Source organism: Caldisericum insulae (assembly GCF_047785965.1).
Classification (GTDB): domain Bacteria; phylum Caldisericota; class Caldisericia; order Caldisericales; family Caldisericaceae; genus Caldisericum; species Caldisericum exile_A.
In genome coordinates this window covers 1-20,334 of record NZ_JBLOBF010000008.1, presented here as the reverse complement: position 1 = coordinate 20,334, position 20,334 = coordinate 1, and the positions used below count along the sequence as shown (strand labels likewise).

Genomic DNA, 20,334 nt, shown 5'->3' with positions numbered 1-20,334 from the left:
CCTAATTATTATATTAATTTCTTGAAAAAGTAAAAATGTTTTCAAGCACTCTTACAAAACCAACAAGATACAATGAACCAGTTACTAAAAGAGGAAGTTTATTGGAAGCAAATTCCTTTGCTCTAAAATATGCTCTTCTTGGGTCCTCTTCAATAAAAATTTGATTTTTTGGAAGGAGTTCTCTTGCAAGAGTGTAAAGCATCTCGATATTCATTGCCCGTGAATAAGAATTCGGTGTAGTCGTAATGAACAGGTATGAGGTAATTTCTTGAATATTTGAAAGAAAAGTTCTTATATCCTTATCAGAAAGCATCGAGAAAAGCACTACAAATTTAGTATCAAAGCTCCGTTTAAGAGAGCACTTTAAAACTTGAGAAGAGGCATCATTATGTGCTCCGTCAATGATTACAAGTGGATTTTTTGAAACAACTTCCAAACGTCCTGGCCAGAATGCCTTAAAAAGTCCTTCTTTAACTGTGTTTGTAGTGAAATTAATTCCACTTACAAGAATTGATTGAATCGCAAGTGACGCATCGATAATTTGATAATCACCAATGCCTTTTATTTTAATTCCTTCAAAAACTGCTTTTGGATTTTTCGAGATAAAATCAAATTCACTATAATGCTCAAATTTTCTGATATTAGATACGTCAAAGTCTTTACCAAACTCATAATATGGAGAATTGTTCCTTTGGGCCTCTTCTAAAATAACGGCTTTCGCTTCGTCACTTTTTACATTGAAAACAACAGGAGAACCTTTTTTAATTATTTTTGATTTCTCAAATGCAATTTCTTTTAATGTATTTCCAAGATACTTTTGATGATCAAAACTTATATCTGTGATAATAGATACAACAGATCTTTCAATAACATTTGTCGCATCAAGCCTTCCACCTAAACCTACTTCCAAAACTCCATAATCAACGTTCTTGCTAAGAAAATACAAGAAAGCCATTATAGTAAAGGTTTCAAATGTAGAAGGAAGTTCGTCGTTTTTTAAATTTTTGTAAATTGGTTTTAAACTTTCATAGTATTTAACAAATTCAAGCGGAGTTATTAGCTTTCCGTTAATACTTATTCTTTCAAGAGTTGAAATAAGAGAGGGAGATATATAAAGTCCTGTTTTATAGCCATGTTCTCTTAAAATTGATGCAATGTAATTTGAAGTTGACCCCTTCCCTTTTGTCCCAGTAATATGAAAATAGGGTACTTTGTTCTCTGGGTTACCCAGCATTAAAAGTACCCTTTTAATGTTTGCCAACCCATATTTATCAGGTTGATTTATTTTTCCACCTAAAGCGAAGATTTCATCTAAACACTCTGAAAGTCTCACTAAACCTCAAGATCTTCAATATGGCTTAAAAGAACAGCCTTTGTCTTCTCTAATTCCTTTTGTCTTTCTTTATCCTTGTTTATAACCTCAGGGGTTGCTTTTTCTAAGAATACAGGGTTCATAAGTCTTGAGTTTATGGATTTAAGCTCAGCATCTATCTCTTGAAGTTTTTTGATAAACCTATCCTTTTCCTTTTGTAAGTCAAAGTCAAAAGGAAGTTCCATATAGACTGTAGTGCCCTGAACAACTGTCTTTAAAACTCTTTCGGGCTTCTTTTGAACATACTTCAGACTAGTTATATGCGCAAGTTTCAGGATTTTTTCGTTTTCCTCTTTTATTAGTTTAATTTCATTTTCATCTATTGAATTGAAATAAGCATTAAGCGGGGTTGCAACAGGTAATCCCAGTTCTGCCTTAAGGCTTCGCAAACCCCTTATAATTCCAAAAACAAAATCAGCATCTTTTTCAATTTTATCGTCGATAAAGGCTTCATTTATTTTAGGAAATTCTGATTTAATAAGTGGCTTATCTACAAAAGGAACATAAGAATATATCTCTTCTGTTGCAAATGGCATATAAGGATGAAGCATTTTTAAGATAGTAGAAAGTGATTTCCACAAAATGTACTGAACAGTTTTTTTCTTCTTTTCGTCATCTCCATATAATCTTACTTTAGAGAGCTCTATATACCAATCGCAGAATTCTCCCCAAACAAACTCGTAAAGTTTTCTTGCAGCTTCACCAAGGTCGTAATTCCCAAGATATTCAATTTCCATCTTCAAAAGTCTATTAAGCCTGCTTAAAAACCATTTATCTTCAAACTCTAAATCCAAATTTTCTTCGTCAATTTCATTTGGATTGAATCCCTCAAGGTTCATGAGGACAAAACGAGATGCGTTCCAGATTTTATTAACAAAATTCCTTGATGCCTTTAGCTTTTCTTTTGAAAGATTTATATCTTGCCCGCCAACTGTAGTAAGTGAGGCAAGTGTAAAGCGTAATGCGTCAGCCCCATACTCTTCAATTAAATCCAAAGGATCCACTATATTTTTAAGGGACTTACTCATCTTTCTACCCTTTTCATCCCTAACAAGACCATGAAGCATTACTGTATAGAATGGCTCCTTTTTCATAAAATGCATGCCACTCCAAATCATCCTTGCGACCCAGAAGAAAAGAATATCATAACCTGTTATAAGTAGCGTTGTCGGATAATAATAGTTAAGTTCAGGGGTATTCTCCGGCCAGCCAAGAGTTGCAAATGGCCACAATGCAGATGAAAACCAAGTATCAAGAACATCTTCATCCTGTTTTATACGAGTGCTTCCACACTTAGGACATTTCATCACAGGCTCTTTCGAAACAATCACTTCACCGCAATCTTCACAGTAATACGCAGGAATTCTATGTCCCCACCATAGTTGCCTTGAAACGCACCAGTCTCTAATATTATTTAGCCAATCATAATAAACTTTTACCCATTTTTCTGGTGTAATTTTTACCTTTTTAGATTCCACCGCTTCTTTTGCTTCCTCTGCAAGAGACTTCATTGATAGAAACCATTGCTTTGAAACAAGAGGCTCAACCACAGTGTGGCACCTCTGACAGTGGCCAACAGAGTGCACATAATCTTCCACTTTCACAAGATACCCCTGATTTTTCAAATCCTCCACAACACGTTCTCTTGCTTCAGTTGTGGTAAGTCCAAGATATGGCTCTGGAACATTAATCATTCGAGCAACATCATTAATAACATCTAAAAATCCAAGATTATGTATTTTCGCAATTTCAAAATCTTCAGGAGAGTGTGATGGTGTTACCTTTACTGCACCCGTTCCAAATTGAGGATCAACTGCCTCATCTGCAACAATAGGGATTCTCCTCCCTACAAGCGGAAGGATAACATACTTGCCAATTAGATTTTTGTATCTTTCATCATTTGGATGAACTGCAACAGCCGTATCCCCAAGCATTGTTTCAGGGCGAGTGGTTGCAACAACTATATAATCGTCACTTTCTTCAAGAGGGTACTTTATGTAATAGAGTTTACCTTTTTCCTCTTCGTATTCAACTTCTATATCTGAAAGTGCTGTGTGGCATCGAGGACACCAGTTAATTATTCTTTCTCCCCTATAGAGTAAGCCTTCATTGTAATACCTAATAAACGCCTCCAATACGGCATTCGCATACTTTTCATCAAGGGTAAATCGAAGTCTTCTCCAGTCTGCTGAGACGCCGAGTTTTTTTGATTGCTCTATGATTGTATTTCCATATTTTTCTTTCCATTTCCAGACTTCTTCAAGGAATTTTTCTCTTCCAAGATCATCCTTCTTTATTCCTTTGGAAAGCAGCTCTCTTTCAACAACCGACTGAGTTGCAATACCTGCATGATCGATGCCCGGAAGCCAAAGGGTTTCTTTTCCAAACATTCTATTGAATCTTATAAAGATATCCTGTAGTGTGAAATTAAGGGCATGCCCTATATGAAGTTTACCTGTTACGTTTGGGGGAGGCATAACAATTACAAAATTTTCTTTTTTGGGACTAATTTCAGAATCAAAATAATGGCCTTCCTCCCACATTTTGTATATCTTATCTTCTACATCTTTGTGGTTGTATTCCTTTGCAAGTTCCATAACCTGTTTCTCCTTATGCAGGATTTAAACCTTTAAGTCCTGTGGGTTCATCTCTTCTAAGAAGTGTTATATTGTGAAGCCTTTCTATGAAAATTTCTCCATTATACATAATTGCATTAACAAGGTGACCACCTACAACCGAATAATCATGAAGTGCTATTGCAGTATGCACATGAATTACAAGATCGCCTTCCCTTTCTGTAACACTTATATTACCTTGCAAGGATACAATTTCTGTAAGACCATCAAATACCTTCTTAACATACTCATGTCCATTCCAGTATCCGATTTCAACACTTCTAAACATACCAATTCCCGTAAAGACTGCACTTTCAATTTTATAATTCTTGCAAGCAGTTGTTAAGGACTTCATAAAGTCCTCTCCATCATGCATTCTTATTGCAATTGTACTATTTCCTTCTTTTATCGTCATATCAAACCTCCTCTGTTATACAAGCTATATTATACTATATAGCAGGAATAAAAACAAAATGAGTATTTTAAAAAGAGAACAATTCATATAAAATTGGGTGTGAAAAGCGATAGATATTTTTACCTTATTGCAGTTGCTGTTTTAGTCATTGACCAACTTTCAAAAGTTGTTGTAAGAAATACAATTCCTCTCGGAAAAGAAATTCCAATAATAAGAGGTATATTCTCTATTACCCACATTACAAATTCGGGTTCACTCTTTGGGATGTTCCAAAATGCTACACCATTCCTAATTGTTTCGAGTTTTTTCGTCACCATTCTCATAATATATGTTGAGAGAATAATAAATATTCCCTATAAGGAAGTTGGGTTTGGGCTAATTATGGGAGGTATCCTGGGAAACCTTGTTGATAGAATTATTTTTAGAAGTGTAACTGATTTCTTGTTTTTGAAGCATTGGCCGGTTTTTAATATTGCAGATGCTTCAATTGACATTGGCATTGCGATATTTATAATATCGTATTTAAAATATGGAAAATAAGTTTATTGCAGACGCTACAGGTAGACTTGATAAGATAATTGAAAACAAACTTAAAAATCTTAGCAGAAGCTATATACAGAAATTGATAAAGGAAGGATTTGTGCTTGTAAATGGTAAAGTTATTGAAAAACCATCGCATAAGATAAAGGCAAACGACTTAATTGTTGTAAAAGAAAAGAAACCCGAAAAGCTTGAAGTTGGGAAAGAAGATAAACCAATAAAAATAGTTTACGAGGATGAATACCTTCTTGTAATTGACAAGGAAGCAGGACTCACTGTGCACCCAGTTGGCAGAAAAACAACTAATACGCTTGTAAACAGGCTTCTATACCATGTAGAAGACCTATCGCAAATTGGTGGAGTTATTCGGCCTGGTATAGTTCATAGACTTGATAGAGATACATCAGGTCTTATGGTTGTTGCAAAAACCGATACAGCACACAGAACATTAAGTGAAATGTTAAAGAGACACGAAATTAAAAGAAGATACATTTGTCTTGTAAAAGGGAATTTTAAAGAGACTTTTGGTACAATTAATTTACCTCTTAAAAGGGAACAAGGAACAACAAAAATGCGGGTATCAATTATGGGAAAAGAGGCTATTACCCATTTTAAAGTGCTTGAAACAATTGGTCCTTATACGCTTCTTCAAATTGAACTTGAAACGGGAAGAACTCATCAAATCAGAGTACATATGGCGCATATTGGACACCCACTTATCGGAGATACTCTCTATGGTAAAAAAGACAAAAATATAGACCTTGAAAGACAATTTTTGCATTCTTATGAGATTTCATTCAAACATCCTATAATTAATAAGGAGCTTAGATTCACTTCAGAACTACCTGAAGATTTAAAAGAAACACTTTGGGAGTTAAGAAAAAAATGGAAGAAAAAGCAATAGCAGTAAATAAGAAGGTTTTAAGAGACTTCGAGATACTTGATAAACTTGAGGTTGGTATAGAATTGAAAGGCTTTGAAGTAAAGTCCATAAGGGAAGGAAAAGTTAGTCTTGACGGAGCGTATGTTAAGGAATCAAACGGTGAATTTTATATATACAAAATGTTTGTTCAAATTCCTCCCTCAGTTCATACAAGCATAAGCGAAAAAAGAAAAAGGAAGCTCCTTATGCATAAAAATGAAATTGTAAGATGGAGCGCAAGAGTAAAAGAAAGAGGACTTACAATACTTCCAATCGATGTGCATACCTCAAATAATAGAATAAAATTAACAATTGCGCTTGTAAGAAAAAGAGTACTGCACGGAGATAAAAAGAAATTAGAAGAGAAAATTGCAAAAAGAGAAATGAGGAAATACTGATGAAAAAAATTTTAACAATTTTACTGCTCATTTTTTATACATCCACAACCTTTTTTGTAGCACAAAGTGTTCTCTCGGAGGTAAGACAGGAGTTTTTATCGATAAATACTGACGGAGTTAATGTAAGAAGCGCCCCTGGAACGTATAATCCTGTCCTCTTTAAACTTAATAAGGATACATTTGTCCTTAATGTAGGAATTGGAAAAGACAAAGACGGGGGATTTTGGTATAAAATTTACGACTTTAATTCAGGAAAAACGGGATATATAGCAAGCTATCTGTGCGATAAAACAGGGATAACAATTACTGGGGAGAATTCGAACATTATCGCAAAGGTTAACACAGACTATCTAAATGTAAGATCTGGTCCAGGCACAGAATTTAAATTTATTAAAAGACTCAACTATGGAACAAAAATAAATGTATTAAGAATAATTAAAAGAAGCGACTCTCAAATCTGGTATAAATTTAAAGACGGAGACAACTTTTACTTTGTGGCAAGTTGGTATACAGTGAAGATAGATGAAACAAATCCAAATAATCAAGGGAACGATTCTTCTAACAAAAATAATAACTCAGGAAAAAACAGCACATCAAATACTCAAGACAACAGTAATACACAAGAAAACATTTCAATAACCGCCACTTCAACAGATTTTGTAAATTTAAGAACAGGTCCTTCTACCGACTACGGAAAAATTACTCTTATAAATAAAGGTGACGAAGTTGTAATAATAGGTTTTGCAAAAAATCATAACGGTGAACTATGGCTCCAATGTAAATACAATGACAAAGTTGGGTTTGCTATAAGCGATTATTTTAAGTTTGATGCAAGTAGAGTTGCATTAGATATTTCAATGATAGGAAGTGAAGCGAAGACAAATGATTCAACAAATCTGAGAGAAGGTCCATCAACATCATACAATGTTATCCAGGTTGTTCCAATTAATACTGCGTTTAATATAGTAGGCGTTTGTTTAAACAAAGATAAAGAAACATGGTTTGAAGTGAACTTAGAGGGAAGATACTCCTGGGTTAGAAACGATACTATTGTATTTGCAAAAAAGGAAAAAGGGATAATTGAAAGCGTCCTCTGGCAAATTACGGAAGACGGTATTGACATTCAAGTTAACGGTAAAAACTTAACAAAGCCAAACATAAATATGCAAAGCGATCCAATAAGACTGGTGCTTACATATAACAACACTGATTTCCTCAACACATCAAATCAAACTGATCTCAATATTTATCCATTTACAAGATACACAATTCAAAGTTATAACAATAATGCTTCAATTACAATCTATCTGTTAGCGGAGATTCCGTATCAATTTGAAGTAAAAGACAATCTTCATTTAATACATTTTAAACTTCCAAAGATCAATCAAAAAATAGTTGAAATTGGTGGAAGTGTAATATTCACAAATATTAAAAAGTTAGATAATACGCTTTATATTAGCCTTGATGATTTTCTAAACTTTTTCAATATAAAGATAAGTGAATATAATTTAGATTTCTTTGGCAATAGTATCAAGATAGCAAAAGAAGAAATAATTAACGCTGATGGTGAAAATTTTGTTTCCTTAATGAATTTGTCAAAGTACTTTAATGTATCAGTAACAGAAACAAATAATGAAATCTTTATAGACCCAGTTCTTATTGACTTTAAGAAGGATAGTAGCTCAACGGTACTTACGTTTAGTTTTCCATTCAAAGCAAAAAAAATTAGCGAAAATAACAAAGACTATCTTGTAATCTATGCTGAAAATTCTTTAAATATACCTTATAAAAGTTTGAAGAGGGTATCAACAACACCTCCCCAAATATTCATAGAATTAGATAATGTCTCTTATGTTGCAAAAGATAATATGCTAACACTGACACAAGCAACCAGCGAAAGTTCAAAATTACTTTCAAGTAGAATTATTATTATAGATCCAGGGCATGGAAGTTATTCTGGCCAATACTTAGATGTGGGAGCAATAGGATACTCTGGAACAAAAGAAGCATATATAGTGCTTGACATTGCACTAAGACTAAAAAGACTATTAGAAAATGCAGGTGCTAAGGTAATATTAACTCATACAACAGTTGATGATCCAAAAAATCCCACCCTTAAAGGAAGAACAGATATTGCAAATGCATCTGGTGGGGATCTTTTCATTTCAATACATCTAAACTCAAGTGTAAACAGTGATGCATCTGGCACAGAAACTTACTATTGGTATGACTCATCTAAGCGTTTGGCTCAAACAATCCAAGAATCCCTTGTAAAAGCCTTAGGCACTTATGATAGAGGAATTAAAAAAGATTATCTTTATGTTTGCAGAGAAGTTACTACAATGCCTTCAATTCTTACAGAAATAGGTTTTATATCAAACCCCAAAGAAGAGGCGCTTTTTAAAGATCCAAACTTCCTTGATAGAGTTGCTAAAGCACTCTTTGATGGTATCGTGAGGTATCTAAATGGTTAACACAAAGCCAATCGGAATATTTGATTCAGGTGTTGGTGGGTTAAGTGTAGTAAAAAGTTTAAAAAGGGTCCTTCCCAATGAAAATATTATCTATGTAGGAGATTTGAGGCATTTTCCTTATGGCACAAAAACAGAAGAAGAAGTTAAAACATATGCAAGAAACATAACCAAATTTTTACTCACAAAAGAAGTTAAACTTATCATCGTTGCATGTAATACAGTATCATCCATTGCAATGGATGAACTAAAAGTTTTAGCCAATCCTGTAGAAGTCATTGGTATGATACAGTCAGGTTCAGAATATGCAGTGAAAACAACCAAGAATAAGAAAGTAGGCGTTATTTCAACTCCACTTACTGCAAAAAAACATGCCTACAAAAATGAGATCCAGAAACTCGATGGGTCAATTGAAGTATTTGAGGTCGGCTCTCAAGAACTTGTTAATCTTGTTGAAGATGGAGTAAGTTTTAATGATTATGCCTGTGCACTTGCAAGAGAAAAATTAGAAGAACCACTAAAAAACAAAATTGACACGCTTGTTTTAGGATGTACTCACTTTCCTTTCCTCTATAAGGTGGTAAAAAGTGTTGTTGGCGAAAGTGTTGAAGTAATTGATCCTGCAGAATATATTGCAACAAAAACAGTAGAACATTTAAATGAAATTGGCTTTAATAATGGAACTCATAAAACAATTTTCTATACCACTTACGATAAGGAATCTTTTAAAGAAAAACTTTCGTTATTTTTGAGTATTGAAGATTCAGAAGTTTACGAAATTGACATTTAAGAAATTTTTAATACTGCTGCACCTTGAATTTTGCCTTGCTTTATCGAAAGAAGGGCCTTGTTTGCATCTTCTAAAGGAAATATCGTGACTTTAGGAATAATGGGAATAACCGACGCAAGTTTCAGGGCGTTTATAACATCATCTCTTGTCACATTTGCAACACTTTTTACCGACCTTTCTTCCCAAATTAAGGTATAATCAAAGGCATTAATAGGAGTTTCTTTTCTTATGGCGTTCACCACGATATGACCACCTTTATTAAGATATTTCAGGGCGTAAGGAATTACCTCACCTACGGGTGTTGTATCAATTGCCTTATCATAGGTTATAGAAATCTCACTAAAGGTTTCAAAGATATAATCTGCTCCTAATTCTTCTGCTAATTTGGTTGCATTATCACCTAATTTTCTAACAAAGACCACAATTTTTGAAGAGGGATTGAGATATCTTATATACCTATAAACGATATGATTTGATGCACCAAAACCAAAAAGCGCAACTGTTTCGCCATCTTTGATTTCAGAAAGTTTGTAGGCTCTAAATCCTACTGCGCCTGCACACAAAATTGGCGCAGTTGTTTCATCCTTTAAGTTTTCAGGAATCTTATATGCAAACTCACTTTCAACAACCATATATTCTGCATAACCACCATCAGCATCGGCACCTGTTGCAATAAAATCATTACAGAGATTTTCTTCACCACTTTTACAATACCTACACTTCCCACAGGCATGCTTTATCCAGGCAACACCAACTCTATCACCAATTTTAAGGTTTTGAACTTTATTTCCCTTTTCTACAACATATCCCACAACTTCATGACCAGGAATAACAGGAATTTTAGGCATTCTCCTTCCTTCAATTTCATCAATCTCTGTGTGGCAAACACCACAATAAGAAACTTTTATTAAGACCTCGTTCTCGGTTGGTTTTGGTATATCAACTTCTCTTAGAATAAGAGGATTTTCCTCTAATTTTCCAATCCTTTCAATAAACATCGCTTTCATTTTCATAACTCTAACCTCGATATGGCATCAAGTTTAAGATCAGAAATTTCGCCTTTCATCGTATAACGAAGATATCCTGTAAGAGCAATCATTGCGGCATTATCTGTGGAAAGTGCCTTTTGAGGAAAATAGACATCAATTGGCGACATTTTTACAAATGTCTCCCGAAGCCTTTTATTTGCTGATACTCCACCTACAACCCCAATTCCTTTTACTTTAAAGTCAGTTGCGGCACGTAGAGTTCGCTCAACAAGAATTCTTACAAGGGCATTTTCAAAACTTGCAGCAAGGCTTGAAAGATCGTTTTCTACAACATCTGGATGATTTTGAATAAAATAAATACCAGCGGTCTTTAAACCACTAAAACTAAATTCATAAGGACTTCCTTTAAAAGTTAAATTTGGAAATTCGTATTTATTTGGATCGCCTTCAAGCCCCAACTTTTCGATTATTGGACCCCCAGGATAACCATATCCCAAAAATCGCGCAAACTTATCAATAGCTTCACCTGCTGCATCGTCGCGAGTGCGTCCAAGTACTTTATATCTTAAGAAATCTTCCATAAGCACAAGCTCCGTATGCCCTCCAGAAACAATCAAAACAAGCAATGGAAAAACATCATTCTTTTGATAAAGCGGTGCACCTTCAAGAAATAATGAATATATATGCCCTTCAAGATGATTTACCCCAATTAGAGGTTTATCAAGAGCAAAACTCAAAGATTTTGCAGCTTCAACTCCTACAAGAAGTGAGCCAATAAGCCCAGGACCTTTTGTAACAGATATTAAATCAATGTCATTCAAAGAAGTGTTTGCAAGTTTTAATGCCTCTTTTATCGTATACCCAATGAGTTCTGCATGCTTTCTTGACGCAATTTCAGGAACAATACCTCCAAAATCCTTATGAAAAACTTCTTGTGAAGTCAAAACATTACTCAAAATTTTACCGTCATTCTCAATTAAAGAAACAGCAGTATCGTCACATGAAGTCTCAATTCCAAGAGTTATCATTTATCTTCATCCTCCTTAGATACTGTGAGTTCCATTCTTATACCATCTTCCCCATCTTGATAGTAAGATTTTAACTCTTCCTTTTCAATGAAGCCTAATTTTTTGTAAAGTCTTTGGGCAGAAACATTAGATTTCCTTGCCTCAAGATATACAACTTCATGGCCGAGTTCCTTTGCAAGATTTATGGCAAATACAAGCAGTGATGTGCCAATCCCTTTTCCGCGTTCATTGGGATGAACTGCAACATTAATAATGTGAAGTTTTTTACCTTCATACCAAACACCAACAAAGCCAACAACCTTACCTTGCAATTTAGCAACAAAGTAATCAGACGAAGCATTAAATAGATAATCAACCATAAATATTTCACGGGGCCACGGATCTTCGTAGGATAACTCTTCAATTTCAATTATTTTTTTAAAATCATTTGCTTTTGCTTTAACTATTTCAATTTCGCTTATCATCGCATTTTCTTAAAAAGCTTATCTTCTGCTCTTAAATAAATAGGTTTAAGTGATAAAGGATCCCCGATTTGTTCACCTCTTGAAATTTTTAGAAGGGCAAGACTATGAATAACCTCAGGGTCTACAAATATTTTCTTAAAATTTTTTAAATTTGCATAAGAAAGGTCTTCAAATGAAACAATTAGATCACTTTCAAGATTTTGAAGTTCTGAAATTGTTTTTATCTCATCAGGTGAACTCCTTGCACCGTTTTCGAATTCAGCAACAAAAAACTCATTTCTTCCAGCAGAAAGCACTGCTTTTATTTTTAAATTTCCTACGTGTCGTGATATGAGTTCTAAAGAATTTACAGGAATCAAAGGGATATTAAGTGCAAATGAAAGAATCTTCGCATCAACAACACCAATTCGAGTCCCCGTAAAACTTCCCGGGCCATTTACAACAAGAATATGTGTAAGATCACGTTTCTCAAACTTTAAAATATCAAACATTGTTTTTGTAATGTAGAGTAGATTGTTTGGACTTTCATCATTAGGATACTGAATTACAGAATAGAGAATTTTTTCATCGTTCCCAAGCAAACTAATCGTTGGATAAAATGCCTGACTAAGGAATAGATAATTCATCTAAAACACTCTCCATATTAAAAACTTTCATTGATAACGTACGTTCAGTTTCGCTCAAAATTGTAAGGTATATTTCCATATCAAAATCAAGCAAACCTTCAATTTTGTCTCCCCATTCAATAACATGAATACCCTGTTTTGAAACTAACTCAAAAATTCCAAGATCATCAAAATCCTTTGGATTATTGACCCTATACAAATCGTAGTGATATAAAGGAAGATTGCCTCTATATATATTGAGAAAGACAAAAGTAGGACTTTCAACATAGTCTTTTGCAAAAAGTCCCTCAGAAATTCCCTTCACAAGTGTTGTTTTACCTGCACCAAGAGGTCCAACAAGTCCTATAATATAATTTTTTGCATTTTTTAAAAGTATCTCTCCAAGTTTTCTACCTATATAAATTGTATCTTCCACACTTCTCAGGATAAAACTTTTTTCTTTCACATAATGAATATACCAAAAAATTAATTTTTTTGAAAGTTCTGATATAATAAAATAAATTTGGAGTAGATCATGGGAAAGAAATTTATTTTATTAGGCAATTTTACAAACGAAGAGATTGTAAAGATAATGCAAAAGGTAAAAGAGGCTATAAATACTGAAGATCTAATTTTTGCAACACTCACCGATACTGTAAAGGAATGGAAAGTAAAAGATTGGCTTAAAGAATTAGAAGAGGAAGACGAATATTTTAAAAAACAAAAAGAAAAAAGATAGTTCAATTAAAAACTCATTTTGCTCCTTTAAACAATTTAGACCTCCCTCTTGACATAAATCCTAAACTCTATATAATAAATTAGCAAACTTAGTATAAATTTGCTAAAAATTCACAAAAAAACAAGAAGGGAGGTTGGTTGTATGGCAGAAATTATACCCATTCACGACCACATTGTAGTAAAAATCGAAGAGGAAGAAGAAAAAACTAAAACAGGCATTGTATTGCCTGACACAGCAAAAGAAAAACCTCAAAAAGGCAAAGTTGTTGCAGTAGGTTCTGGAAGAATTCTTGACAATGGAACAAAGGTTCCCCTTGAAGTAAAAGTTGGTGATACTGTTATTTTCTCAAAGTATGCAGGTACCGAAATAAAATTGGATGAAGAAAAGTATCTCATACTATCAGAAAAAGAAGTGCTTGCAATCCTTAAATAAGGAGGTGAAACTATGGATGCAAAACAAATAATTTTTGGAATGGATGCAAGAAAGGCAATACAAGCAGGTGTTGATAAATTAGCAAATACCGTAAAAGTAACATTAGGTCCCAAAGGAAGACATGTTGCACTTGAAAGAAAATTTGGATCCCCAATTCTTTCTGACGATGGCGTTTCAATTGCAAAGGAAATCGATTTACCCGATCCAAATGAAAACATTGGAGCTCAATTAGTCAAAGAAGTTGCATCCAAGACTGAGGATGCAGCTGGTGATGGTACTACAACTGCAACTGTTCTGGCACAAATTCTCATCGATGAAGGTATTAAGAATGTAACGGCAGGCGCTGATCCTTTACTTCTCAAAAAGGGCATTGATAGAGCAGTCGAAGTAGTTATTGAAGAAATGAAAAAGCTAAAGAAAGAGATTACAACAAAAGAAGAAATTGCACAGGTTGGAACAGTTTCATCAAAGATTAAAGAAGTTGGAGAAGCCATTGCTGATGCAGTAGATAAAGTTGGCAGAGAAGGCGTAATAACTGTTGAGGAATCCCAAGGTCTTGGTCTTGAGGTAAAGACTGTTGAGGGAATGCAATTTGATAGAGGATATATTTCACCTTACTTTGTAACCGACACCGAAAGAATGGAGGCAGAACTTAAAGATCCTTTCATCGTAATTACAGACAAGAAGGTTTCATCAATTCAGGAATTCTTACCACTTCTTGAAAGGATTGTTCAAACAGGAAGACCATTCCTTCTTATTGCAGATGATGTAACAGGTGAAGCTCTTGCAACACTTGTTTTAAACAAAATTAAAGGAACATTCTCTTGCGTTGCCGTTAAGGCACCTGGTTTTGGTGACAGAAGAAAAGCAATGCTTGAAGATATTGCAATCCTAACTGGCGGACAAGTCATCTCAGAAGATCTTGGAATTAAATTTGAAAGTGTCACTCTTGACATGCTCGGAAGAGCAGATGCAGTTAAAGTTGACAAAGATAATACAACAATAATTGGTGGTAAGGGAGACAAGGAAAAAATCCAGGCAAGAATTAAGCAGATTAAAGAAGAAATTCAAAGAACAACCTCAAGTTACGATAAAGAAAAACTCCAGGAACGTCTTGCAAAACTTTCCGGTGGAGTTGCTATTATTAAAGTTGGTGGCGCAACTGAAACAGCAATGAAGGAACTAAAGCACAGAGTTGAAGATGCTGTTGCAGCAACAAAGGCAGCTCTTGCAGAAGGTATCGTTGCAGGTGGTGGAGTTGCATTCGTTAAGGCAATTCCTGCACTTGATAAGTTAGAAGCAGAAGGGGACGAAAAAACCGGTATTATGATCGTTAAAAAGGCACTTCAAGAACCACTAAAACTCATTGCTGAAAACGCAGGCTACAACGGAATTATTGCTCTCAACAAAGTAATGGAAACAAAAGACAACATCGGTTTCAATGCTGAAACTGGTAAATTTGAAGATATGTTCAAAGCAGGCGTAATTGATCCGTTTAAAGTAGTAAGAACAGCACTTCAAAATGCAGCAAGCATTGCAGGACTTTTGCTTTCAACCGAAGCAATCGTGACAACAATTCCAAAGGAAGAAAAACCAGCACCAGCACCTCAATATCCTGAATACTAATATAAAATTTTAAGAATTTAGCCCTCCCAAAAGGAGGGCTTTTATTTTTTATGAGTTATGTGTAACATTTTCACGAGGTGAAGAATATTATGAATGTGGAAGATAAATTGAAAGAAATTGTTCCAAAAATAAAGAATGGAGATTTAGAGGCATTTGAAATGTTATACAATTTAACTTATAAATATGTTTTTAAGATTGCTTATGCGATAACTCTTTCCAAAGAAGACGCAGAGGATGTTATGCAAAATACATATCTTAAAATCTATGAAAAAAGAAAGACACTCGACAGTAGCGACACAATAATGGGTTATATTAAGCGGATTGCAATAAACTATGCACTTAAAAATAGTAAAAAAACAAACCCAAAATTCATTAATAGAGAAACAAATGACGGAAAAGACGATGTAAAAGAAATTGTTGAAGATGCTCTGAAACAGCTTGATTCAAAAGATAGAAGCATAATAACACTTTTCTATATGGATAATCTTTCCACTAAAGAAATTTCATTTTTATTAAACGAATCTGAAGAAAACATAAGAGTAAGACTGCATAGAGCAAGAAATAAGCTTAGGGAGGTGATTGAGAATGGAGAAATTTGAAAAAGATGTTTTGAATTTTTTAGAAGAAACTATACCTAATCCAGAAATTAAGGAAAAAGTTATGAATAAGATTAAAAACGCAAAAAGGAGGGAAATTATGAGGCGTAATGTTTTCTTAGGAATTGTAGTTGCAATTATCTTCACATTCTTATTATCATTTGTTGCGCCTGTGTTCGGCAAATCTGGGACTCTTCCACAACTCATTAAAAGCGTTAGAATAGAAAGTGCAGCAAAGAATTTTGAAGGAGTAATTGAAATTGATCCAAGCGTTTTAGAAAAGATAACAAAAGCAAATCTTCCTTTTGCTGATGCTGTTGTTATTTCTGCACTTTCGCATGATAAAAATATTGACATCGATAAAGTTATTGAATTACGTAAAGATGGTTATGGGTGGGGAAAGATTCTTGATACCCTTAATACTACATTGAGCGAGAAAAATTTAACAAGTGGAAATGTATCTTCAAATACAACCACTAATACAACAAATAATGCAAGCCTTTCACAAAATGAAACTGAACAAAATACAAACAAAAATCAAAATAAGAATGAGGGGGTTACTACTCCCACTCAAAATCAGGAAAAAGAAACAGAAACTGAACAAAATGAGAACGAACTCATTGTCGTTGCAAAAGGCACCATTAAAGAAATTAACGGAAATATTTTAACGGTTAACGACACAGTAGTAACGCTTAAAGATAACACAAACATAAAATATTTGGGTAATCTGATAACTTTAAACGACCTTAAAGTAGGTGATACCATTTTGGTACATGCCGTAAAAGATGGCGATAATCTTGTTGCAAGAGATATTATCGTATATAAAACCACTCCAAATAAGGAGATAAAACAAAATAAGCAAGATAAAAAGCAAGTGGAAAATAACGAAGAAAACAACGACAAGACAACAGAGAATACTGAACAAAACAAAGAACAAAACAAAGAACAAAAATCAGAAAAAGAATATGAACTGAATACGGTTATTGTAAGTGTAAGCGATTCCTCCATAACTCTTAAGGATTTTGAAAATCCCGTTTTAATAGATAAAACTACGAAAGTCGAGCAAAGAGAACTTGGAAGAGTTGATATAAGTGCATTAAAGGAAGGACAAACTGTCCAAATTCATATAAGGTACGATGGAACAAACTACAAGGCAACTCAGATAATAATCCAAACAAAAGAAGATTCTAATAAAAATGAAAACGCACAAGATAACACAAATTCTAATAAATTAGAAAAATCTAATGGCAAAAGCAAGAAACCGTAACAAAAAATAAGTATTATTTCACTAAAACCCCGGATGAAGCCGGGGTTTTTAAAATTACACCTCTCACAATTACTATGGGTGTCCCTTCGTCTTCGTTTCCTGCTGGATTATCGCTTAATATCTTTTCTAATTTTTCTTTATTAACATTTTCGGTTTTACCCACAACCCATGCTCTTCCAAGTTCATTTGCATCAACTATTGCAACTTCAAAGCCAATTACATCTCTTATCCTTTTTGCAAGCTTATTTGAATCAATAGGACCTGGTATAATGTAATAATCGTAGGGAGGAATTGCTGCAGGGGGATCATCAATTAGAGCTGACTGTTCTCCTGCAACCTTATAAAATACACCATTAAGCCCAAAAACCTTGCCAATAGCACCTAAGAGAAATCCCATTACAATTCTTAAAGCACCGGCCTCTTCAATTGCTATTTGCATTGCATATGGATTTGCAAGAGGAGCAGCGCCACCAAAAGGAATACTTTCTTGATTTACAAATCGTGAGATAAATCTTGCAAGTTTACTTACCTTGATAGAATCAACAGGGTATATTCTTCCTTCAGCAATTGCCGCAACACATGAAGAGATTGTTATAATATCGCCATTTCTTGCGTAAGGCAAGGCATACTGCTTTATAATTTCTATAAGATTATCATCCTCTTTTATTAGGGGAGTTTTTACAGGAATCTTTTCTATAGTTGATTTTTGTGTTGATTTTTGTGAATTGTTATAAACATCGTAATTAAAACCTAAGTATTGATTTGCGAATTCCTTTAACTCTCTATTTTTAGGATGTGTTTTAATGCCGACTTCTACAACTTTTTTTGCAAGTTCAAAATTCCCATTTTTTAGAAGTAAGCTTGCATATTTTATAAAATCTGACGCATAAAAATCAGAAGGTTCAATTTCATAGAATAATCTATAAAATTCAGTTGCCTCATCGACATTACCGTTGTTATAAGCTATTGTCGTTAATCTTTTGAGAACATAGCGATAAGGTGAAAGAGTACTTTTTTGAGGCTCTTTAAAATGTGAAAAAATGCCTTTATAGACCTCTTCTGCTCTTTTAACATCCTGCACTGTAAAAAAGTAAAAATCACCAAGTTCAAGTTGCAACCACAAATTCTCTGGGTTTTTTTCGATTCCATTTTTTAGAATTTCTTCTGCTTCTTTATAATCATTTTTTAAAACATACAAATGACTTAAATATCTGTATGCACCAATTCCATCTCTTGGGTTCTCGGTAAGATAGCTTTTAAGTATTCTGATCCTATCGTCAATATCAAATGTTTTAATCCTATCAATATATCTCATAATCCAAGATCTTTATTTATACCTTTCATAGCTTTTAAGCCAAGTTCGACGAATTGTTCTAAAGATAAACCAAACTCCTTACAACTTTCTATCTGTTCCCTATTTGCTCCCTCTGCAAAGCGCTTTTCCTTAAATCTCTTAAGCACGAATTCTTCGTCAACATTTTCGAGTTTCTTACCTTTAACTAAAGCACAAGCAGTAATAAGCCCAGTCAAGGGATCTGCCGCATATAGGGCCTTCTCCAATAAGGTTTCTCGCTTTAAACCATGAATAGGATTATGTTTTTTAACAGCAAGAACAATGTCCTCGTCAAAGCCCAGAGACTTAAGATATTCGCTTCCAACAATGCTATGAAGATGAGGTTTGTCCTTCGTTGTATCGAGATCTATATCGTGAACAAGTCCCGCAATGCCAAATTTTTCTTCATCTTCGTTAAATAGCTTTGCAATCTCCCGCATAACCGATTCTACTGCCAAAGAATGTTTATAAAGATTTTCATTAAGCTTACTTTTCAAAAGTTCTCGAATTTTTTCTCTTTCCATACGGAGATATTATAATATACATTAGGAGTTTTAGAAAATTAAAATGGCAATTTACTATTTAAAAGAAAGTAAAATTGAAAAAGATCAAATCATTATTACTAATGATTTGCTGCACCATTTAAAGAATGTCCTTCGAATTAAAAAAGGAGAAAAAATTAAATTCTTTGACGACAATTTTATTTATACAACTGAATGTATTGAAAAAGAAAAAGACGCCTTAATTTTTAGAATAAAAGAAATTTCCAAAAATAAGAAACCTGAAATAGAATTCAATATTATACAAAGTGTTATTGAAAAAAGCGAATTAGAGGACTCAATTAGACTCCTCGTAACATCAAGAGTTTCAAAAATCTTTGTAACCAATACTGAGAGAAGTGCTAAATCATTTAAAGAAACAAACCTCAAAAGGCTTAGGGAAATTGCCTTAAATACTTCAGAACAAAGCGAAATTTGTTTCATACCAGAGATTATATATCTAGAAAGTCTTGATAGAGCGATTCAAATGTTCCATGAGAATTCATTTGTACTTCATTTTGGCTCTAAATATTCCTTAAAAGATATCCCAAGCATTGCAAACTTAAATAAACCAATTGCATTTTTTGTTGGTCCTGAAGGTGGATTTAGCGAAGGAGAAATAGAAATGTTTAAAAAAAACACAATTCCAATAATTACATTAAAAAGCGGTGTTTTTCGATCGCAATTTGCAGGGACTGTAGCGGTCCTTGTTACCCTTGAATTGATTTCTTGATAAAGTTAATAGATTCTTTAAGTCGTTCTTTTACTTCGTCCTTACCAAGAATTAAAAATATTTTTGTAAGTTCTGGTCCATTACGTGAATAGAAAAGTGAGATTCTTAGAGGATGGTATATCTTTTTGCCGAGAATTTGAAGTATATCTTTCAAACTATTAAGAAAATTTTCAACTTCATCCTTAACAAATTCCAAGTTATCAATGTTATTTAACACATATTCAAGTGCTTTTAAAGCTTCTGGATCTAAAAGTATTTTCAAATCATTTTCTGAAATAGATTCAAACATTCTCTTAAAAAATGGTTTAGAAAAAGGAACAACATCTTTTGTAAAATTCATGTTTCCCCTTACCGCATCAATAATTAAAAGAGTTCTCTCTCTGCAATCAGAAACATTATATGCCTCTTTCAAATAAGGAAGCGTTTCATCACAGAGACTTCTAAGATCTTTATCAAGTAT

At 33.8% G+C, this 20,334-nt stretch carries 21 protein-coding genes and 1 pseudogene; 11 read left to right on the top strand and 11 right to left on the bottom strand.

The genetic code is table 11. The features are described from left to right. Nucleotides 1-13: 13 nt before the first annotated feature. From ACMV0E_RS05835 to ACMV0E_RS05825, 3 genes are read right to left on the bottom strand one after another with little or no spacing between them, the layout of a single operon-like run. Nucleotides 14-1,333: a bifunctional folylpolyglutamate synthase/dihydrofolate synthase gene (locus tag ACMV0E_RS05835; RefSeq protein WP_416085444.1), complete on the bottom strand. Its 1,320-nt coding sequence runs from the start codon at nucleotides 1,331-1,333 to the stop codon at nucleotides 14-16. Beyond that, complete coding sequence (locus ACMV0E_RS05830; protein WP_416085443.1) at nucleotides 1,333-3,969, bottom strand: valine--tRNA ligase; 2,637 nt, start codon at nucleotides 3,967-3,969, stop codon at nucleotides 1,333-1,335. The genes ACMV0E_RS05835 and ACMV0E_RS05830 overlap by 1 nt, the downstream gene beginning before the upstream one ends. A 13-nt stretch (nucleotides 3,970-3,982) precedes the next feature. Then, a complete protein-coding gene (locus ACMV0E_RS05825) occupies nucleotides 3,983-4,402 on the bottom strand; it encodes a PPC domain-containing DNA-binding protein (RefSeq protein ID WP_416085442.1) in 420 nt (139 codons plus the stop codon). A gap of 99 nt (nucleotides 4,403-4,501) precedes the next feature. On the opposite strand from ACMV0E_RS05825, the gene lspA reads away from it, so the two are divergent. From lspA to murI, 5 genes are read left to right on the top strand one after another with little or no spacing between them, the layout of a single operon-like run. Next, nucleotides 4,502-4,942: a signal peptidase II gene (gene lspA / locus ACMV0E_RS05820; RefSeq protein WP_416085441.1), complete on the top strand. Its 441-nt coding sequence runs from the start codon at nucleotides 4,502-4,504 to the stop codon at nucleotides 4,940-4,942. Beyond that, nucleotides 4,932-5,846 (top strand): RluA family pseudouridine synthase, encoded by a 915-nt coding sequence (locus tag ACMV0E_RS05815; RefSeq protein WP_416085440.1) that lies wholly within the window; start codon nucleotides 4,932-4,934, stop codon nucleotides 5,844-5,846. The genes lspA and ACMV0E_RS05815 overlap by 11 nt, the downstream gene beginning before the upstream one ends. Further along, nucleotides 5,828-6,262: an SsrA-binding protein gene (smpB, locus tag ACMV0E_RS05810; protein WP_416085439.1), complete on the top strand. Its 435-nt coding sequence runs from the start codon at nucleotides 5,828-5,830 to the stop codon at nucleotides 6,260-6,262. Before ACMV0E_RS05815 ends, smpB begins: the two co-directional genes overlap by 19 nt. Then, on the top strand, nucleotides 6,262-8,736 hold the full coding sequence (locus tag ACMV0E_RS05805; protein ID WP_416085438.1) for an N-acetylmuramoyl-L-alanine amidase family protein: 2,475 nt from the start codon (nucleotides 6,262-6,264) through the stop codon (nucleotides 8,734-8,736). Before smpB ends, ACMV0E_RS05805 begins: the two co-directional genes overlap by 1 nt. Beyond that, nucleotides 8,729-9,523, top strand: coding sequence for a glutamate racemase (gene murI, locus ACMV0E_RS05800; protein WP_416085437.1), 795 nt, complete (start codon nucleotides 8,729-8,731; stop codon nucleotides 9,521-9,523). Before ACMV0E_RS05805 ends, murI begins: the two co-directional genes overlap by 8 nt. Here murI and ACMV0E_RS05795 read toward each other — a convergent pair. The 5 genes from ACMV0E_RS05795 to tsaE are packed head-to-tail and all read right to left on the bottom strand — an operon-like array spanning nucleotide 9,520 to nucleotide 13,075. Further along, nucleotides 9,520-10,536, bottom strand: coding sequence for a zinc-dependent alcohol dehydrogenase family protein (locus ACMV0E_RS05795; RefSeq protein WP_416085436.1), 1,017 nt, complete (start codon nucleotides 10,534-10,536; stop codon nucleotides 9,520-9,522). The genes murI and ACMV0E_RS05795 overlap by 4 nt on opposite strands. Next, nucleotides 10,533-11,540: a tRNA (adenosine(37)-N6)-threonylcarbamoyltransferase complex transferase subunit TsaD gene (gene tsaD, locus ACMV0E_RS05790; RefSeq protein WP_416085435.1), complete on the bottom strand. Its 1,008-nt coding sequence runs from the start codon at nucleotides 11,538-11,540 to the stop codon at nucleotides 10,533-10,535. The genes ACMV0E_RS05795 and tsaD overlap by 4 nt, the downstream gene beginning before the upstream one ends. Then, nucleotides 11,537-12,004, bottom strand: coding sequence for a ribosomal protein S18-alanine N-acetyltransferase (gene rimI / locus ACMV0E_RS05785; protein ID WP_416085434.1), 468 nt, complete (start codon nucleotides 12,002-12,004; stop codon nucleotides 11,537-11,539). The genes tsaD and rimI overlap by 4 nt, the downstream gene beginning before the upstream one ends. Further along, nucleotides 12,001-12,630, bottom strand: coding sequence for a tRNA (adenosine(37)-N6)-threonylcarbamoyltransferase complex dimerization subunit type 1 TsaB (gene tsaB, locus ACMV0E_RS05780; RefSeq protein ID WP_416085433.1), 630 nt, complete (start codon nucleotides 12,628-12,630; stop codon nucleotides 12,001-12,003). The genes rimI and tsaB overlap by 4 nt, the downstream gene beginning before the upstream one ends. Further along, nucleotides 12,611-13,075, bottom strand: coding sequence for a tRNA (adenosine(37)-N6)-threonylcarbamoyltransferase complex ATPase subunit type 1 TsaE (gene tsaE, locus ACMV0E_RS05775; RefSeq protein WP_416085432.1), 465 nt, complete (start codon nucleotides 13,073-13,075; stop codon nucleotides 12,611-12,613). The genes tsaB and tsaE overlap by 20 nt, the downstream gene beginning before the upstream one ends. Before the next feature lie 69 nt (nucleotides 13,076-13,144). Between tsaE and ACMV0E_RS05770 the strand changes: the two genes are divergently transcribed. From ACMV0E_RS05770 to ACMV0E_RS05750, 5 genes are all read left to right on the top strand, one after another. Further along, entirely contained in the window at nucleotides 13,145-13,348 is a 204-nt protein-coding gene (locus ACMV0E_RS05770) for a DUF3783 domain-containing protein (RefSeq protein ID WP_416085431.1), read from the top strand. A 141-nt stretch (nucleotides 13,349-13,489) separates the two neighbouring features. Next, nucleotides 13,490-13,780, top strand: coding sequence for a co-chaperone GroES (gene groES / locus ACMV0E_RS05765; RefSeq protein ID WP_416085430.1), 291 nt, complete (start codon nucleotides 13,490-13,492; stop codon nucleotides 13,778-13,780). Between the two features lie 12 nt (nucleotides 13,781-13,792). Next, the gene (gene groL / locus ACMV0E_RS05760) at nucleotides 13,793-15,406 is read left to right on the top strand and encodes a chaperonin GroEL (RefSeq protein ID WP_416085429.1); all 1,614 of its coding nucleotides are present in this window, start codon (nucleotides 13,793-13,795) and stop codon (nucleotides 15,404-15,406) included. A gap of 89 nt (nucleotides 15,407-15,495) precedes the next feature. After that, on the top strand, nucleotides 15,496-16,005 hold the full coding sequence (locus ACMV0E_RS05755; protein WP_416085428.1) for an RNA polymerase sigma factor: 510 nt from the start codon (nucleotides 15,496-15,498) through the stop codon (nucleotides 16,003-16,005). Then, nucleotides 15,992-17,269, top strand: coding sequence for a DUF5666 domain-containing protein (locus ACMV0E_RS05750; protein WP_416085427.1), 1,278 nt, complete (start codon nucleotides 15,992-15,994; stop codon nucleotides 17,267-17,269). Before ACMV0E_RS05755 ends, ACMV0E_RS05750 begins: the two co-directional genes overlap by 14 nt. A 13-nt stretch (nucleotides 17,270-17,282) precedes the next feature. On the opposite strand, the gene ACMV0E_RS05745 is transcribed toward ACMV0E_RS05750, so the two are convergent. Together ACMV0E_RS05745 and ACMV0E_RS05740 are read right to left on the bottom strand one after the other, a co-directional pair. After that, nucleotides 17,283-18,584: a coenzyme F420-0:L-glutamate ligase gene (locus tag ACMV0E_RS05745; RefSeq protein WP_416085426.1), complete on the bottom strand. Its 1,302-nt coding sequence runs from the start codon at nucleotides 18,582-18,584 to the stop codon at nucleotides 17,283-17,285. Further along, nucleotides 18,581-19,126 carry an HD domain-containing protein gene (locus ACMV0E_RS05740; RefSeq protein ID WP_416085425.1) on the bottom strand — a complete coding sequence of 182 codons (546 nt, stop codon included), beginning with the start codon at nucleotides 19,124-19,126 and terminating at the stop codon, nucleotides 18,581-18,583. Before ACMV0E_RS05740 ends, ACMV0E_RS05745 begins: the two co-directional genes overlap by 4 nt. A gap of 43 nt (nucleotides 19,127-19,169) precedes the next feature. On the opposite strand from ACMV0E_RS05740, the gene ACMV0E_RS05735 reads away from it, so the two are divergent. Next, nucleotides 19,170-19,874, top strand: coding sequence for an RsmE family RNA methyltransferase (locus ACMV0E_RS05735; protein ID WP_416085424.1), 705 nt, complete (start codon nucleotides 19,170-19,172; stop codon nucleotides 19,872-19,874). On the opposite strand, the pseudogene ACMV0E_RS05730 reads toward ACMV0E_RS05735, so the two are convergent. Then, nucleotides 19,852-20,334, bottom strand: a pseudogene (locus ACMV0E_RS05730) (glutamate--tRNA ligase); the annotation flags it as partial. The gene ACMV0E_RS05735 and the pseudogene ACMV0E_RS05730 sit on opposite strands and share 23 nt — an antisense overlap.